Annotated in this window: 12 protein-coding genes; 3 read left to right on the top strand and 9 right to left on the bottom strand. The window is 70.8% G+C overall.

Annotation, left to right across the window (positions count from 1 at the left end):
• Positions 1–59: 59 nt before the first annotated feature.
• Positions 60–1217 (top strand): acyl-CoA dehydrogenase, encoded by a 1158-nt coding sequence (locus IE212_RS16595; RefSeq protein ID WP_190198604.1) that lies wholly within the window; start codon positions 60–62, stop codon positions 1215–1217.
• A gap of 46 nt (positions 1218–1263) precedes the next feature.
• Here the strand turns inward: IE212_RS16595 and IE212_RS16600 are convergent, their stop codons facing one another.
• The 3 genes from IE212_RS16600 to IE212_RS16610 form a co-directional block, all read right to left on the bottom strand.
• A complete protein-coding gene (locus IE212_RS16600; RefSeq protein WP_190198605.1) occupies positions 1264–3555 on the bottom strand; it encodes a tetratricopeptide repeat protein in 2292 nt (763 codons plus the stop codon).
• A 50-nt stretch (positions 3556–3605) separates the two neighbouring features.
• A complete protein-coding gene (locus tag IE212_RS16605; protein WP_190198606.1) occupies positions 3606–4295 on the bottom strand; it encodes a hypothetical protein in 690 nt (229 codons plus the stop codon).
• A gap of 189 nt (positions 4296–4484) precedes the next feature.
• Positions 4485–5042, bottom strand: coding sequence for an acyl-CoA thioesterase (locus tag IE212_RS16610; RefSeq protein ID WP_190198607.1), 558 nt, complete (start codon positions 5040–5042; stop codon positions 4485–4487).
• Between the two features lie 119 nt (positions 5043–5161).
• Between IE212_RS16610 and IE212_RS16615 the strand changes: the two genes are divergently transcribed.
• Complete coding sequence (locus IE212_RS16615; RefSeq protein ID WP_190198608.1) at positions 5162–6481, top strand: LCP family protein; 1320 nt, start codon at positions 5162–5164, stop codon at positions 6479–6481.
• A gap of 74 nt (positions 6482–6555) precedes the next feature.
• On the opposite strand, the gene IE212_RS16620 is transcribed toward IE212_RS16615, so the two are convergent.
• The gene (locus tag IE212_RS16620; RefSeq protein WP_190198609.1) at positions 6556–6921 is read right to left on the bottom strand and encodes a four-helix bundle copper-binding protein; all 366 of its coding nucleotides are present in this window, start codon (positions 6919–6921) and stop codon (positions 6556–6558) included.
• A gap of 141 nt (positions 6922–7062) precedes the next feature.
• Positions 7063–8547, bottom strand: a complete 1485-nt coding sequence (locus tag IE212_RS16625; protein ID WP_190198610.1) for an LCP family protein — start codon at positions 8545–8547, stop codon at positions 7063–7065.
• Positions 8548–8674: 127 nt separating this feature from the next.
• Here IE212_RS16625 and IE212_RS16630 point away from each other — a divergent pair, with 127 nt between their 5' ends.
• Entirely contained in the window at positions 8675–9712 is a 1038-nt protein-coding gene (locus IE212_RS16630) for a glycosyltransferase family 2 protein (protein ID WP_190198611.1), read from the top strand.
• 154 nt (positions 9713–9866) lie between these two features.
• On the opposite strand, the gene IE212_RS16635 is transcribed toward IE212_RS16630, so the two are convergent.
• The 4 genes from IE212_RS16635 to IE212_RS16650 form a co-directional block, all read right to left on the bottom strand.
• Positions 9867–11615, bottom strand: a complete 1749-nt coding sequence (locus IE212_RS16635; RefSeq protein WP_190198612.1) for an LCP family protein — start codon at positions 11613–11615, stop codon at positions 9867–9869.
• Between the two features lie 90 nt (positions 11616–11705).
• Positions 11706–13403 (bottom strand): LCP family protein, encoded by a 1698-nt coding sequence (locus tag IE212_RS16640; RefSeq protein WP_190198613.1) that lies wholly within the window; start codon positions 13401–13403, stop codon positions 11706–11708.
• A gap of 183 nt (positions 13404–13586) precedes the next feature.
• Entirely contained in the window at positions 13587–15221 is a 1635-nt protein-coding gene (locus tag IE212_RS16645; protein WP_190198614.1) for an LCP family protein, read from the bottom strand.
• A gap of 89 nt (positions 15222–15310) precedes the next feature.
• A complete protein-coding gene (locus tag IE212_RS16650) occupies positions 15311–17029 on the bottom strand; it encodes an LCP family protein (protein WP_190198615.1) in 1719 nt (572 codons plus the stop codon).
• Positions 17030–17138: the final 109 nt, after the last annotated feature.

Raw genomic sequence — 17138 nt, forward strand, 5'->3', positions numbered from 1 at the left:
TTTTGATTACTTAACGGTAGTTAGCGTCACCATCGCAGCGTTTTGGAGCGTGAGAGACCTTGGCCGGATCGGCTGACTTCGACCTGTACCGCCCGTCCGAGGAGCACGACATGCTCCGTGACGCCGTCCGCTCGCTGGCCGAGGCGAAGATCGCGCCGCACGCCGCCGCGGTGGACGAGGAGGCCCGCTTCCCGCACGAGGCGCTCCAGGCGCTGGTCGCGAACGACCTGCACGCCGTGCACGTACCCGAGGAGTACGGCGGCGCGGGCGCGGACGCGCTGGCGACCGTCATAGTCATCGAGGAGGTCGCCCGGGTCTGCGCCTCCTCCTCCCTCATCCCCGCGGTGAACAAGCTGGGTTCGCTCCCGGTGATCCTCTCCGGCTCGGAGGACCTGAAGAAGAAGTACATGACCCCGCTCGCCAAGGGCGAGGGCATGTTCTCCTACTGCCTCTCCGAGCCGGACGCCGGCTCCGACGCCGCCGGCATGAAGACCAAGGCCGTCCGCGACGGCGACCACTACGTCCTCAACGGCGTGAAGCGCTGGATCACCAACGCCGGCGAGTCCGAGTACTACACGGTGATGGCGGTCACCGACCCCTCCAAGCGCTCCAAGGGCATCTCCGCCTTCGTCGTCGAGAAGTCCGACGAGGGCGTCTCCTTCGGCGCCCCCGAGAAGAAGCTCGGCATCAAGGGCTCCCCGACCCGCGAGGTCTACCTCGACAACGTCCGCATCCCCGCCGACCGCATGATCGGCGAGGAGGGCACCGGCTTCGCCACGGCGATGAAGACCCTCGACCACACCCGTATCACCATCGCCGCCCAGGCCCTCGGCATCGCCCAGGGCGCCCTCGACTACGCCAAGGGCTACGTCCAGGAGCGCAAGCAGTTCGGCAAGCCGATCGCCGACTTCCAGGGCATCCAGTTCATGCTCGCCGACATGGCCATGAAGATCTCGGCCGCCCGCGCCCTGACCTACCAGGCCGCCGCCGCCTCCCAGCGCGTCGACGCCGACCTCACCTACCTGGGCGCCGCCGCCAAGTGCTTCGCCTCGGACGTGGCGATGGAGGTCACCACGGACGCGGTGCAGTTGCTCGGCGGGTACGGCTACACGCGGGACTACCCGGTGGAGCGGATGATGCGCGACGCGAAGATCACGCAGATCTACGAGGGCACGAACCAGGTGCAGCGCATCGTCATGGCGAGGAACCTCCCCTAGCCGTGATTCCGCACAAGGGCCCGTCGGGAAACTGACGGGCCTTCGCTCAGCCCGCCGCCCGGAACCGTGCCCCGGCGCTCGCGGCCCACTGCCGCGCTTGCGCCGATCCGGACCACTCGGCCAGGGCGGCGAGGCGCTGGACGCTGTCCTCCCATGCCGGACGATGGGCATCGTCGTGGGCGGTGAGACGCCGGTAGGACTCCGCCGCCACGAAGCAGGCCGCCGCCGCGTTCCCGGGATCGGGCTCGTACGGGCCCGCGGCCTCGGCGAGGTGCTCCGCGATCGAGCGCATCCCCGCGGCGAGAGCTTCCAGCCGCACAGCCTCCGCCCCTTCGAGCTCCACCGCGACGAATGCCCAGCGCAGGCACTCCGCGAGGTCACCGCGCACGTTCAGGTGCAGCTCGCACAACCGGAACACGGCGTCCGCGTGGCCCGCCCCGGCAGCACGGGTCCACCAGGTGAGAGCGGCTTCGTGCTCGTCCCGCTCCAGGTGGAGCATCCCGAGGTAGTAGGCGGCTTGCACCTCGCCCGACTCCGCCCCGCTGCCGCCGACCCGCTGGATGGTCCCCGCGTCCGGCCCCGACGGGGCTCTCGTGACCCCCTGCCTGTGTGTGCCGAGGCGCTCGGCCGCGCGCTCCCACAGCCTTTGCCCTTCCTCGGTCCGCCCTTCACGGACGAGCAGCAACCCGAGGTAGAAGATGCCCTCCGCGTTGTCCGCGTCGGCCGCCGCGCGCCACCAGCGCTTCGCTCCGGCCTGGTCGCCGGCTTCGTGGCAGCGGAAGCCGACGTGCACGGCGGCCTGGACGTCGCCCGCCTCGGCGGCCCGCGTGAACCGCTCGTCGGCCTCCCGCAGCCTGCCCTGCCGCCGGTAGAGGACCGCCAGGTTCTGATCCGCGTTCGGAACGTCCTGCCCGCTGGCGAGGCGCCACAACTCCTCGGCCTGTACCTCGTCCCCCCGCTGCTCCAGTACGACACCGAGGCCCACGGCCGCCGCCCAGTCGCCTACGTCCAGTGCCTGGCGGTACCAGCGTTCGGCCGTGTCCAGATCGCCGCGCAGCACGGCCAGCGCTCCGAGGTTGTTGTACGCGGCGGGGACGCGGCGGGCGGCGGCCATCTCGTACCAGCGCACCGCGCCGTCCGGGTCTCCGTGGTTCTGCGCGAGCCTCCCCAAGCGGTAGGCGGCCTGCCCACTGCCCGCCTCCGCCGCTGCCCGGTAGGCCTCGGCGGCGCCGGGGAGGTCTCCGCCGCGGGCCAGGGCAGCGGCGCGCCGGACGGCCCTCGCGGCGCCGGGTGGCTCCGGGTCGGGCTCGGGCCGGGACGGCATCTGCAGGAATCCGCCGCCGTCCTGCGAGGTGTGGCCCACCAGGTGGAAGGACCGCTCCACCAAGGATTCGGTGGTTCGCTGTCCGTCCGGGTTCCTGGGGTCGTAATGGTCGGGGTACGGCGCATGCACGGGCTGGGGCTCCGGTGCGGCATCGGCGCTGTACGCTGAGAAGCCCGTGGTCGCGGTGACCGTGAGGTCCCACCAGGGCCGCCAGACACGCCCCGCACACACGATCTCCGCCGTCAGCCGCCACCGCACCCATCGCCCGTCGTCCGTCACGGGTGCGCAGGTGAGGTTGGCGCTCGTACCCGGCGCGGCGGTCAGCGGCAGGAGCGGATCCGCGCCGAGCTCCGCCAGTACGGGGGCGGTCGAGGCGTCCAACAGGACCGCGACATCAGGATGGCGCAGACGCCGGTAGGCCCGGGCCGCGCGCTGGGCGGACTCCAGCAGATCGGCGCTCAGCACCATGTCGGGCATCCGCGGCCGGGCCAGCGAGACGCCGTCCGCCCGCAGCGGCAGACGGTCCGTCACCTCCGCTCGGAGCGACCGCAGGGCGACCTCGTCCTGTCCCGTCGCGGTCAGGGACAGAAGGAGGTTGTGCCCGGTCAGCGGAATGTGGACCGCCTCGGGCAGGCCCAGCAGCCCGGGCGAGGCGATGAGTGTGAGCTGACTGTGCACGGCTGCCCGCACCGTGAACGGCGGATCGTCCGTCAACCCCTGGACGGGCACGGTGCGCACGGGCCGCGTCATCTCGTAGACGGACAACCCCCGCGTGACGGGCGCACCGTCGGCCCGGCTCTCCTCCGATGTCGCAGCGGGGGAACCCTGGTCGGTCGCGGCCAAGGCTTCCGCCGGTGTCTGCGTGTTCCGGGCCGGGCCCGGTACCGGGCCCGGCCGCCGCTGTCCGTGCCGCGCCAGCGCCAGGCGTATGGAAAGAGCCGACACAGCGGCCACCGCGACGTAAGGCGGCCAGGTGTGCACGTCCGTGGCGGCGAGGACGGCGCTGCCGGCCACTGCTGGAAGTGCCGCGCCCAAGGTGGCCGCGCCGACGCGCCGCCTGGCCATCAGGCGGCGCCCGGCCGGCGCGCGGCGGTGTGGAAAGGCCGGCCCGCAAGGTCGATCCGGGTGCTGCCCTGGCGGCCCGCGGACATCCAGTTCAGCCACAGCACCCATTGCACGAGGCCGTGCTCGGTGCTGGCGACGAGATCGAGTACCTCGGACTCGTCGGCGGCGATCCGGTAGGGGAAGTCGCTTTCCCCCAGGGCGCGCACCTCGGGCGGGTCGGCGTCGAGGAGCGCCTCGAACCGCCGCACCGGCACCTCGGCCGCGTGCCGGCTGAGATCCCCGGGCAGCACATCACGGGACAGCACCTCCGCCCGTATCCCGGTGAGCAGCACGGCGGAAGGCCCCGTCGAGGTCACCACGATCCGTACGGTGTGCCCGGCCGCGGGGACGTCGGCAACGCGGTCACCGAAGTCCAGCGTGACGTAGTCCTGGTTCCGGATGTCCACGCTGACGGCGAGCGGCTCACCTTCCGTCAGCTCCCGCCCGGCCCGGCGCCGGGCCAGGGCCTGCTGGAGATGCAGAGGTGCCAGCTGGCCGAGGTAGGCGGCCGCGGCAGCCGCCACGACACCGGCCGTCCAGGCCAGCGCCTGCCCCGGATCCCACAGCAGCGCGGCGCTCCCGACCGCGACCAGTCCCCCGCCTGCCCCGCCCCACACAAGGACACGGCGCCGCCTGTCACCCCTCCGCATGTGCCCCCCGTTCACCGGACCCGCCGGCCATGATGAGCCGGCTCCCGGGTCGTCGGGGACGACTCCGTGCGGGATCCGTGTCGTGGATCGACGGTATAGCCAATCGGCCTGCGAGGACGGCCGATTGTCGCAGACGGTCGCCGGGTGGCTACGGTTCGGGCGCGGCGGCCGGGGCGAGAGCCCTGCGGATCAGTCCTCGTACCCCTCCGCCGCCCGCTTCTCCCTGAGCTCCATGATCGCCCGGCGGCGGGCCAGGCGGTGGGTACGCCGGATCTGGGCCTCCTGGTAGCGGCGCTTGTCGCGTTCGGTCTCGGGGAGGACCGGGGGAACCCGGCGCGGCTTGCCGTCGGCGTCGACCGCCGCGAAGACGAGGTAGGCCGAGCCGACCTGCGTGGGCGGGGCGGACTCGTTCCAGCGTTCGGCCAGGACACGGACGCCGACCTCCATGGAGGTGCGGCCGGTCCAGTTGACCTGGGCCTTGACGTGGACCAGGTCGCCGACGCGGACCGGCTCCAGGAAGGCCATCTCGTCCATGGACGCGGTGACGGCCGGCCCGCCCGAGTGCCGTCCGGCCACGGCCCCCGCGGCGTCGTCGACCAGCTTCATGATCACCCCGCCGTGCACCGTGCCCAGAAGGTTCGTGTCGTTGTGGGTCATGATGTGGCTGAGGGTGGTCCGGGAGGCCGAGGTCGGCTTGCCCGGGATATCCGGGGTGCCGGAATCCGCGCCTGGGGCCTGGTCTGTCATGGCCCCTACCTTATGCCGAGGCGGTATGAGGGGGTTTTGTGTCAGCTTCGCCACAGCCGTGCTCTGATTTTCCGACGACCCTTGTATGGCCTACTACCGGGACCGGCACACTGGGGCGCATGAACAATTGGCCCGAGGGATGGTCCGACGACAACCGCGGCAGCCGCTACGGACGCGGAAGCGGGAGCGCACAGCCCGAAAGCGCCCGTGTCATGCGGCAGGTCCGCCGCGGCCCGGCGCCGTCGCCCGGGCAGGGCGCCTACGGCGGTGCTCCGCAGTACGGCGGTGCTCCGCAGTACGCCGGCGGGGTACCGCAGCAGCCTTCGTACGTCGACGGTGGTTACGCGGAGCCGCCCGGCGGCTACGACAGCGGCTACAACACCGGCCAGGTCTACGGCTCCGCCGGGGGCAGAGGCCCGGGCGGACCGGGCGACGGAATGTACGACCCGCGCCCGGCCCCGAACTGGCGCCGCCGTTTCAAGGTGACGACTCTCACGCTCGTGACGCTGCTGGTCGTGACGAGCGTCGGTACATACTTCTGGGCCGACTCCAAGCTCAACCGGGACGTCGACCTGTCGAAGGTGATCGACAGACCCGAGGCGGGCGAGGGCACCAACTACCTGATCGTCGGCTCCGACAGCCGCGAGGGCATGACGGCCGAGGACAAGAAGAGGCTGCGCACCGGCTCCGCCAAGGGCAAGCGCACGGACTCGATGATGATCCTGCACACCGGCGGCAACGGCCCGACGCTGATCTCGCTGCCCCGTGACTCGAACGTCACGATCCCCTCCTACAAGGGCTCCGACTCCGGCAAGCTCTACCCGGCCAGGGGCCGCCAGACGAAACTGAACGCGGCGTACGCGGAGGACGGCCCGGAACTGCTGGTCCGTACCGTCGAGGCCAACACGGGCCTGCACATCGACCATTACGTGGAGATCGGCTTCGGCGGCTTCGCGAACATCGTGGACGCGGTCGGCGGGGTCGAGATGGACATCCCGCAGGACATCAAGGACACCAAGTCGGGCGCCGACCTGAAGAAGGGCAAGCAGACGCTGAACGGCGAGCAGGCCCTCGCCTTCGTCCGCACCCGCTACGCGCTCGCCGGCTCCGACCTGGACCGGACGAAGAACCAGCAGAAGTTCCTGTCGGCGCTCGCCAACCAGGTCGCCACCCCGGGCACGATCCTCAACCCGTTCAAGCTCTACCCGACCATGGGCGCGGGACTCGACTCCCTCGTGGTCGACAAGGACATGGGCCTGTTCGACCTGGCCGACATGTTCTGGGCGATGAAGGGCGTCAGCGGCGGCGAGGGCAAGTCCATGAACATGCCGATCGCGGGCAACTCCGCGAACGGCAACCTCCAGTGGGACACCGCGAAGGTGAAGACCCTGGTGAACGAGTTGAAGAACGACGACAAGGTCACCGTCTCGGGCAAGTGAGCAAGTGAGCAAGTGAGCCCGGGCGCGCGGCGGGGCACCCACAAGGGTGCCCCGCACCTGTGAGGTGGCGGTCCTCACATCATGGCGGCCGACATCGAGCGGCACGTCTGCGAACAGCTGCGACACGCCTCGGCGCAGCGCATCATCTGGGCGTCGTCCGGCATGGACATACACGCCTCGGCGCACATGTCACAGGCCCGGGCGCACATCGCGCACATCTCGGCCGACAGCGGCGAGCGGCGCATCATCATGTCGGCGCACATCCGCGTCATCTCGGCGCAGTCCATGACGGCGCGCATGATCTGCATCTGGGCCGGGCCGCCCATCTGCAGGCAGGAGCTCATGGTCTCCTCGCACACGCTGTGGCAGGTCATGCAGGCCCGGACGCAGTCCTGCATCTCCTTGCTGAGCGGGGCGGTGGTGGCGGGCTGCTGGGTCATGACTTCCTCCCGGGGGAGACGAGGAGGGCCGGGGACCGGCCTCCGTGTCTTCCGTCCTACGCCTGTCGGGCCCGGTCCGCCATGGGGCGGAAGAAACCAATCCGCATGTGTGCTCCCGCTACCCGCAAGTGTGTGGGCCCACTACCCGCACCCCACCTCGTCCCCCCGCACCACCCCGTACCCGCCCTGCCCCGGGCCCTCGGCCCGCACCCGCTGCACCCGCTCGAAGTCCGAGCCCGCGATCACCTTCAGGGTCGCCCCCAGGCCCTTGACCGGCCGGAGTTCGCTGCCCGGCAGGGCCGCCGCCAGGGACTTGGCCGAGCGGTCCCAGCGGGGGTCGAAGGCGACCACGGTGCGTTTCACGTCCTTCTTCGCGGAGTTCACCGGGGTGCGGGTCGTGCGGAAGCCCGTCGACGCGAGCGCCGCGTCCACCCGGCGGCCGAGGCCGGGCGTGCTCGTGCCGTTCTCCACCTGGACGCGGATCTGCTGCGGGGCGACCGGGACGATCCGGGCCGTGTTGTGCGGGCGGGGCACGGACAGCGGCTGGTCCTCGCGCAGGGAGCGGAAGAGGCGCTCCGCCTTCACGGGATCCCACTTCAGCGTCGAGCCGACCCCCTGCACGGCGAACCCCATCCGCCCGATCGGGACGGTCGTGAACTCCGAGGAGGAGGGGGAGAAGTTGCGCATGGCCCGGCCCAGGTCCAGCATCTGGTCCGTGCCGAAGCCCTTGTCGGCGCGCACCGAGCCGAGCACCGCCCGGGTCACGTCCCGGAACTTCATCGGGTTGAGGAGGATCCCGGAGGAGGTGACCCGGTCCACGAGCGCCGCCATGAAGCGCTGCTGGCGTTGCATCCGGCCCAGGTCGGAGGCCCCGTCGACGTGCCGGGCGCGTACGTACTGCAGCGCCTGCCCGCCCGCCAGCGTGTGCCGCCCGGCCGGCAGGTCCAGGCCGGTGTAGGTGTCCTTCAGGGGAGCGGCGGTGCAGATCCGCACGCCCCCGACCACGTCCACGGTCCTCATGAAGCTGGTGAAGTCGACCTCCAGATAGTGGTCGATCTTCACCTTGGTCATGCTCTCGACCGTCCGCACGGTCAGCTGCGGCCCGCCCTCCGCGTACGCCGCGTTCAGCTTGACCGGGTGCCCCCCGTGCCGCCTGCCGGTCGTACGGTCGACGTGCGCGGGCGTCACCGCGTACGAGTCGCGCGGCAGGCTCACCACGCTCGCCCGCTCCCGGTCCTCCGAGATGTGCACGATCATGATCGTGTCGGTGCAGTGGCAGGGCGCGCCGCCGAGCCGGTACTTCCGCCGCTCCTGGGGGCTGATCTTCTCGCGGCCGTCGGTACCGACCAGCAGGACGTTCATGCCGTGGCCCGCCCGGGGCCGGTTCTTCATGTCCTTGAAGGCGTCGACCCGGACGATGTCCGCCTCCAGGCTGCTCATCACCGCGTGCCCGATGCCGGCGGACGCCAGGACCACCACGGACAGGGTGGTGACCACCCGCAGGCCCCAGCGCGGTTTCCGGCGCCGCACCGGTGGCACGGCCCTGCGCGGGGCGCGGCCGGGGGAGGGCTGCGGGCGGCGCTGCGGGGCGGCGGTGGTCCGGGGGGACCGCGGCGGCGTGGGCAAGGGGATACCTCCGGACGGCGGCCGTACGTGGGATCCGTGACACCGTAGGCCGATAGGATCTGCGGCCCGCGGTACCGCCCCGGCGGCGCGCACCCGTGTCCCCCGTTCGCGGTAACGTGAGCCCCCTATGAACGCCAATCCCGACGTGCGGCTCCCCGCCGTTTCCGTGATCATGCCCGTCCTCAACGAGGAGCGGCACCTGCGGGGAGCAGTCCAAGCGATCCTCGCGCAGGAGTACGCCGGCGAGATGGAGGTCGTGATCGCCCTCGGTCCGTCCACGGACCGCACGGACGAGATCGCCGCCGAACTCGTGGCAGAAGACCCGCGCGTGCACACCGTGCCGAACCCGACCGGCCGTACGCCCGCCGCCCTGAACGCGGCGATCAACGCCTCACGCCACCCGATCGTCGTCCGCGTCGACGGGCACGGCATGCTCTCCCCGAACTACATCGCCACCGCCGTGAGGCTCCTGGAGGAGACCGGCGCGCAGAACGTCGGCGGCATCATGCACGCCGAGGGCGAGACCGACTGGGAGCACGCCGTCGCCGCCGCGATGACCTCGAAGATAGGTGTCGGCAACGCCGCCTTCCACACCGGTGGACAGGCGGGCCCGGCCGAGACGGTCTATCTGGGGGTGTTCCGGCGCGAGGCGCTGGAGCAGCAGGGCGGCTACAACGTGGAGTTCATCCGCGCCCAGGACTGGGAGCTGAACTTCCGTATCCGTGAGGCCGGCGGTCTGATCTGGTTCTCGCCCGAGCTCAGGGTGTCGTACCGGCCGAGGCCGAGCGTGAAGGCGCTCGCCAAGCAGTACAAGGACTACGGCCGCTGGCGGCACGTCGTCGCCCGCTACCACGAGGGCTCGATCAACCTGCGCTACCTCGCCCCGCCGACGGCTGTGTGCGCGATCGCGGCCGGGACCCTGGTGGGCGCGCTGCTGACGCCGTGGGGCTTCGTGGTGCCAGGCGGCTATCTCGCGGCGATCGCCCTCGGCTCGGTGCCGGCGGGCAAGGGGCTGCCGCTGAAGGCACGGCTGCGGATTCCCGTGGCGCTGGCCACGATGCACATGTCGTGGGGCTGGGGCTTCCTGACCAGCCCGCGGTCGCTGGCGAGGAAGGTCATCGCGTCCCGGCGCCCGGCGGTCCGCGCGGACGCCACCACCGGCTGACGCCCGCACTCGTCCTTGGGCCCCGCCCTCCTGGCGGGCCCGCCGAGTGGCTCGCCAGTCTCAGCGGCGTACCGCTTCCACGGCGTGTCGCTGAGACTGAGAAACCGAAAGGTCTCGTCTCCGGGCCCCGCCCTGTGGGTGGGGCCCGTTCGCGTCACCAGGTGAACGCCGGGTTCACCTTCATGCAGGCCTTGTCGTCCGCGCCGTTGAGAGCGTTGGCCGACTTCGGGGTCTTGTCGTCCCGCTTCGGCGCTTGGTAGTCCGAGCCCGTACGCCAGTCGGCGCCCACGACGAGTGTGACGCCGGAGACGTCCGTCGACCGCTTGACCGAGCTGAAGGGGATCCCCAGGGCCTCGGCGACCCGCTGGGCGTCGCCCTCCAGGTCGGCGCTCGGGTAGCGGACGACGGTGCGGTCCTCGCTCCACGAACCGTCGGTGTCGGCGACGGCCTGGGCGAAGCCCTTCTCCGTCAGCAGGCCGGTCACCGTGCTCGTGCGTCCGGGTGCCGCGGCCAGGGTGTCGGTGCGGGTGCCGTTGCGGACCTGGACGGGGATCTCGTCGTCGGCCGCGGCCGGGTCGTCGGAGGGCTTCTCCCCGGTGGCCTTCTTCGCCTTGTCCTTGCCGTCCAGGGCGATGTCCTCCCGCACCAGCCGGAACAGTTGCTCGGCGTCCTCGGTGGGTTCCACCCGGGCGCCGACGTACCGGTTGGGCATGGTGGTCATGGTGATGCGCTTCGGCTCCACCTCGCGCAGCTCGCCGCTGAGGTCGTAGAGCTTCTTGACGGTGTCGAGGCCGGGGTCGACCGTCAGGGCCCGGGTGGCCTCCTCGGCCAGCCTGCGCAGCTTGTTCGGGCTGCTCAGGGTGGCGTTGTCGCGCAGTTGGCGGACCATCGCGTTCATGTACATGTGCTGGGCCTTGGAGCGGGCGAGGTCGCTGCCGTCCTCGAAGCCGTAGCGGGTGCGCAGCCACTGCAGGGCCTGCTCGCCCTGGATGTACGAGGTGCCCTTCTCCAGTTTCAGGCCCGAGCCCTTGCCGTCGGAGGTGCGGGAGTGGATGTTGGCGTCGACGCACACCGGGACACCGCCGACGGCGTCGGCCATCGACACCACGCCGGCGAAGTCGACCATGATGAAGTGGTCGATGTGGATGCCGGTGAGCTCCTGCCAGGTGGCCACGGTGCAGCCCGGGCCGCCGTGGCCGAGGCTCTGGTTGGTCATCGTCCGGCCCTGGGTCGCCGCGTACACCTTCCCGTCGTCCGGGTCGGTGCACTTGGGGATCTTCACCAGGGTGTCGCGGGGCATGCTGATGACCGACATGTTGGTGCGGTCGGCGGACACGTGCAGCAGCATCTGGACGTCCGCGAGGGGGGTGGCGCCGAACGTCTCGCGGGCGCCGCCGAGTTTCTGGTTCTCCTTGGTGTCCCGTGCGTCGGAGCCGATGAGCAGGATGTTCAGCGGGGTCTGACCGAACGCGTTCGGCGTGGGAGCTGCGACCTTGTGGTCGCCGAGGTTCAGGGCGTCCTTCTTGATGTTGCCGTTGAGGTGCCGGTAGTAGACGTATCCGGCTCCGGCCGTCCCGAGTATGAGCAGGGCGAGCACGGCTGCGGACCATCTCAGCAGCCGTCGCGGGCGCCGGGGCCGGTCGGTACCGCGCCGGCCGTCGACGTCGCCGTCGCCGCCGCCGGGGGGTTGTGCGCTCGCCGGGTCGGCCGGCCCGGCGGCCTTCTCCTGGACGGCGGCGGACCCGGGCTTCTCGGCGTCCGGAGCCGGCGCGTCGGCCTGCGCGGTCCCCGGCGACCCGCTCTCACCGTCAGGCGACTGGCTCGCCGACTCCGTCTCCTCCGGGCCCGGTTCATGGCGGACGCCCTGCCGCGTTTCGTTCTCCCGCACACCGATCTGCGTCACTTTCCGGTCCTTCCCGCCGACGGCGCATGCAACAGGCCCGCCCTGCCTCCTGTTAGACGCACGACGGGCCTGTCAGTTGCCCTCAGTGGGTCAACTCGCGCACTTCACCTTGTCGGCCGTGGACTTCTCCACGTCCGACGCGTCGACCGGGGCGTTGATCTTCACACCGGCGCCCTTGTAGTCCTTGCCGAGGGTGAGGGTCATGGCCGGCACACCCTGCGAGTTGATCACGCTCTCGCCGGGCTTCAGCGCCGACCCGGGCAGGCCCATGATGTCGGCGAGGCGGCGGGCCTGGTCTGCCTGGTCGGGGGCGTACTCGAGCGTGGTCCTGGCCAGTTCGGAGGGTGCGTTGCCGGCGTTGTCGGACTTGGTCACACCCTCCTCGACCTGGAGGTACTGGAGCGTCTTCTGCGCGCTGCCGGCAACGGCACCGCCGTTGAGGATCCGCACCCGGACCTCGGAGGCCGGGGCCTTGGGGCCCTTCAGCCGCGCGGCCTCGGCGTCCTTCTCCTTCTTCTTCCGGTCCTTGACCTTGGTGAACGAGACGTCGTTCGCGATCATGTCGAACACCTGCGGGGCCTTCGACTCGTCGAGGACGACCGTCGCCTTCACCCGCTCCGCCGGGTTGTCCACCACCGGCACCGTCGTGAAGCTGATGTTCTTCGTCGGCACCTTCTTCAGCTCCAGCGCGACGTCCTTGAGCGTGCCGACGCTGCCGATGGCCTCGTCGACGGTGAGCGCCTTGGTGGCGGCCTCGGCCAGCTTCAGCAGCTTGGAGGGGCTGGTGAGGGTGTCGCTGGAGGACATCTTGCGCATGAGTGAGCCCAGGAACTGCTGCTGCACCTTGATCCGGTCGAGGTCGCCGCTGTTGCCGAAGCTCTTGCGGGTGCGGACGAACGCCAGGGCCTGCTCGCCCTCGACCGTCGACTCGCCCGCGGGCAGGACGAGTTTGGACTGCTTGTCGTTCACCGGCTTCTCCACGCACACCTCGACCCCGTCCACCGCCGTGGTCAGCGTCTTCACCGCGTTGAAGTCGGCCATCATGAAGTGGTCGACCTGGATGCCGGTGTTCTCCTTCACCGTGCGCATCGTGCAGCCGGGGTCCCGGCCGCTCTCGCCGAGGCTCCGGTTGAAGCGGACGCCCTGCTGGCCCGGGACGATCTTCTCCGAGCCGTCCTCCAGCTTCGTCGGGCAGTCGGGGATGTTCACGATCAGGTCCCGGGGGATGCTGAGCGCGGTCGCGTTGGAGCGGTCCTCGGCGACGTGCAGCAGGATCGTGGTGTCGGCGTGCCCGGAGCTGCCCTTGTCGCCGTAACCCCCGTTGCCCTCGCCGGTGCGCTTGTCCGTGCCGATGATGAGGATGTTGAAGGCCTCGGACTTGCTGAAGTTGCTCGCACCCGCGCTGCCGACGTCGGTGGTGCTGACGTTGCCCTCCAGGTGCCGGAGGTAGAAGTAGCCGGCCGCGCCGACCCCGACCAGCACGAAGGCCATCGTGCCGCCGGTCCACACCAGCGCCTTTTTCGCCTTCTTCGGCTTCTGCTGCACCGGCCGCCGCCCGGCGCGCCGCCCCGGCGGCGGCTCCTCGGGAGCGCCGCGCCGCCTGCGCTGCGGCGGGACATCGGTGCGGGTCGCCGTACGGCGACCGCCTGTGGCCGGGCCTCCCCCGGAGTCCGGCGACTGCGCTGCGGATGGGGCCAGTCGCAGTTCGTATTCACCGGTGTTCGGATTGAGTACCCACTGGTCCGCGGGGTCGATCTGATCCCCCCGCCCACGGCGTTGCGCGTCCACGGTCTTGTTTCCTCCGTCGGGGCACGCGGCGCCTTCTCCCCCCGGAAGGCGCACGGGTACTTGGTCATCACAGAAGCACTGGATCGCTCACACTATCCGCCCAGTTGAACGTTGGTGTGCGCTGATTGACAAATTCAACATCCACACATTCGGGCAATCCGGCCCAATCCACGCTGTGAATCTCTACCAGCGGTATGGCGCGTACACGTCCATGCATTTTCCGGCGTCGGAACCGTTGAGCGCGTCCGCGTCGCCGGGCAGGTCCCCGGCCTTCGGCGACGGCTGCTTCGGATAGGCCGTGCCCGTACGCCAGTCGGCGCCCACGACGACCGTCACGCCGGAGACATCGGCCGACCGCTTCACCGAACCCGCGGGAATGCCCAGCGACTTGGCGACGCGCTGTGCGTCGCCCGCCAGTTCGGCGCTCGGATAGCGCACCACGGTCCGCTCCTCGGACGTCGCGGGGGAGGTGTCCGCGGCGGCCTTGGTGAACCCCTCGTCCACGAGGTGCCGTGCGAGGGCGGCCGCGCGCCCGCCGACCGGCCCGAGCGTGCTGGAGCGCGTGGCGTTGCGCACCAGGACGCCGATCGCGCCGTCCGCCGCGGCGGGATCACCGGACGCCTTGCCCGCGGCCTCGGACGGCTTCCCGGCGCCCGGCTTCCCGCCCTTGCCGTCGAAGGGCACGTCGTCGCGGAGCATGTCCCACACCCGGTCGGCGTCGGCGCCCGCCGCGATCAGATGGTTGGGATCCTCCGGATCCGCGACCGTGGGCAGGGTCGTCATGGTGATGCGGTCCGTCGGCACCGTCTTCAGCTGTGTGCCCAGGTCGTACAGCTTCTTCACCGTGCCGATCTCCTCGGACACGTGCAGCGATCTGGTGGCCGCCTCCGCCAGGTCCGTCAGACGGCCGGTGTCGGTGAAGACGTTCTGCGCCTTGAGGGTGCGGATCATCGAGTTCATGTACATGTGCTGCGCCCTGGCCCGCAGCGGGTCGCTGCCCCAGGCGTGGCGGGTGCGCAGCCACTGGAGCGCCTGCACCCCCTGGACCTTGTGGTGGCCGGCCCTCATCTTCAGGCCCGAGCCGCCCGGCACGCCGGGCAGCGGGCGGTCCCACACGTTCTGCTCGACGCACACCTCGACCCCGCCGATGGCGTCCGCCATCTTCACCACGCCCGCGAAGTCGATCGTCATCCAGTGGTCGATGTAGACGCCGGTGAGGTTCTGCCAGGTCGCCAGCGTGCAGCCCGCTCCGCCACGGGCCAGCGAGGCGTTGATGATCGTGTTGACCGGAGGGTACGTCCTCCCGGTCTCCGGGTCGGTGCACCGGGGTATGTCGACCCGGGTGTCGCGCGGAATGCTCACCACGGAGGCGCTCTTGCGGTCCGCGGCGAGGTGGATGAGCATCTGCACGTCACCCCGCGGCGGGGTGCCGCGGTCCTTACGGGCGCCGCCCAGCTCCACGTTCTCGTCGGAGTTACGGCTGTCGGAGCCGATCAGCAGGATGTTCAGGGGCGTCTGCCCGGCCGCGTTCGGGGCGGCCTTCCGGGCCTTGGAGTCGCCGCTGCTGCGCGCGCCCTTGTGGATGTTGCCGTTCAGGTGCTCGTAGTAGAGGTAGCCGGCGCCGGCCGTCCCCAGGATCAGCACGGAGAGGGTCGTCGCCGACCAGCGCAGGGTGCGGCGCCCGCGGCCGGGTCTCCGGCCTTCCTGCCCTTCCCGGCCGTCCGCGCCGCCCGGCTCGGAGGGGCCGCCCGGGCCCGGCACCCCCGGCACGGCACCCGGTTCCGTCCCCTCCCCGTGGACCCTGCTGCTCTGCCCCATCTGCTTCCCCCACCCCATGTCACCGGACAAGGCCTGTCGTACGCCTGGTGAGACGTACGCCTTGTGAGACGTACGGCAGGCCCCTCAGGTCACTCGGCGCACTCGACCTTGTCCGCCGTGGACTTGTCGACGCCCGCCGGCGCCTTCGCCGGAGCGGTGAGGGAAACCCCCGCGCCCTCGAAGTCCTTGCCGAGGGTGAGGGTCATCGCGGGCAGTCCCTGGCCGTTCTCCACGCTCTCGCCCGGCTTCATGGCCGACCCGGGCAGGCCCATGATGCCGGCGAGGCGACGGGCCTGGTCGGCCTGGTCGGGGGCGTACTCGAGCGTGGTCTTCGCCAGTTCGGAGGGGGCGTTGCCGCCGTTCTCCGACTTGGTCACGCCCTCCTCGTTCTGCAGCCAGCTGAGCGTCTCCTGGGCGCTGCCCGCGACGGCACCGCCGTTGAGGATCCGCACCCGGACCTCGGAGGCCGGGGCCTTGGCGCCCTTCAGCCGGGCGGCCACCGCGGCCGCCTCCTTCTTCTTCTGCTGCTTGACGGCCGTGAAGGAGACGTCGTCCCTGATCATCTGAAAGACCTGCGGGGCCGTCGACTCGTTGAGGACGACCGTGGTCTTGACCTTCTCCGCCGGGTTGTCGATCACCGGGACCGTGGTGAACGTCAGGTTCTTGGTGTTGAGCTTGCCCAGCTCCAGACCGAGGTCCTTCAGCTTGCTGATGCTGTCCAGCTGCGAGTCGACGGTCAGCGCCTTGGTGCCCGCCTCGGCCAGGTCCAGCATCTTCGAGGGGCTGGTGAGCGTGTCGTTGGACTTCAGCTTGCGCATCAGCGCGCTCAGGAACTGCTGCTGGAGCCCGATCCGGCTCAGGTCGCCGCCGAAGCCCACCGAGTGCCGGGTGCGCACGAACGCCAGCGCCTGCTCGCCCTCGATGGTGTGTGTGCCCTTGGACAGCTTGAGGTGCGAGTCCGGGTCGTCGATGTCCTTCCCGAGGCAGACCTCGACCCCGCCGACCGCGCTGGACAGCGTCTTGACCGCGTTGAAGTCGGCGACCATGAAGTTGTCCGGCTTGACCCCGGTCAGCTCGGTCACGGTCCGCATGGTGCAGCTGGGCGTACGGCCGTCCTGGCCGAGGCTGGTGTTGAAGCGGGCCTGCGGAGTGCCCGGGATGACCTTCTGCGACCCGTCCCCCTGCGTGGTCGGGCAGTCGGGGATGTCGACGACCAGGTCACGGGGGATGCTCAGGGCCGTCGCGTTCGAGCGGTCCTTGGAGACGTGCAGCAGGATCGTGGTGTCCGCGTGCCCGACGCTGCCCGCGTCGCCGTAGTTCTCGTTGCCCGCTCCGGTGCGCTTGTCGGTGCCGATCAGCAGGATGTTGATGGCCTTGTCCTTCTCGAAGCCACCGGTGCTGGCGCCGTCGTCGGAGAAGGACGCGATGTTGCTGTTCAGGTGCTCGATGTAGAAGTACGCGGCACCCGCCCCGGCGACCAGCACGAACGCCATCGCGCCGCCGGTCCACAGCAGGACCTTCTTCCCCTTGGCGGCCTTCTTGGCCGGCCGGCGCCCGCGCCGCCCGGGCAGTGGCTCCTCCGGCGCCCGGCGGCGCCTGCCCGGCGGTGGTGCCGCGCGGCCGGGTGTCTCCGTACGGCCGCGCGGCGGTGTGCCCGTGCCTGAGGAGGGCGGCCTGCGGGGGCTGGGAACACCTGACTGCAGTGGGGAACCGGGCGATCGCAGTTCGTATTCACCGGTAGCCGGATTGAGTACCCACTGGTCGGCGGGATCGATGTCGTCCGCCCGCCCACGGCCTTGCGCGTCCACGGTCGTCTGTTTCCTCCGTCGGGGCGCGGCGCCTACCCCCTCCAAGGCGCCCGGGTCTCGGTCACACAGTGCGCGACCTCAGGACCGTCCTCAGAGCCGGGCGCACCGG

It is taken from the genome of Streptomyces djakartensis (assembly GCF_014651075.1).
In the GTDB taxonomy this organism is placed as follows: Bacteria; Actinomycetota; Actinomycetes; order Streptomycetales; family Streptomycetaceae; genus Streptomyces; species Streptomyces djakartensis.

Coding starts and splice junctions, on each gene's coding strand:
- IE212_RS16645 (WP_190198614.1), bottom strand. CDS start 15,221: ATGGGGCAGAGCAGCAGGGTCCACGGGGAGGGGACGGAACCGGGTGCC.
- IE212_RS16605 (WP_190198606.1), bottom strand. CDS start 4,295: ATGCGGAGGGGTGACAGGCGGCGCCGTGTCCTTGTGTGGGGCGGGGCA.
- IE212_RS16615 (WP_190198608.1), top strand. CDS start 5,162: ATGAACAATTGGCCCGAGGGATGGTCCGACGACAACCGCGGCAGCCGC.
- IE212_RS16610 (WP_190198607.1), bottom strand. CDS start 5,042: ATGACAGACCAGGCCCCAGGCGCGGATTCCGGCACCCCGGATATCCCG.
- IE212_RS16620 (WP_190198609.1), bottom strand. CDS start 6,921: ATGACCCAGCAGCCCGCCACCACCGCCCCGCTCAGCAAGGAGATGCAG.
- IE212_RS16630 (WP_190198611.1), top strand. CDS start 8,675: ATGAACGCCAATCCCGACGTGCGGCTCCCCGCCGTTTCCGTGATCATG.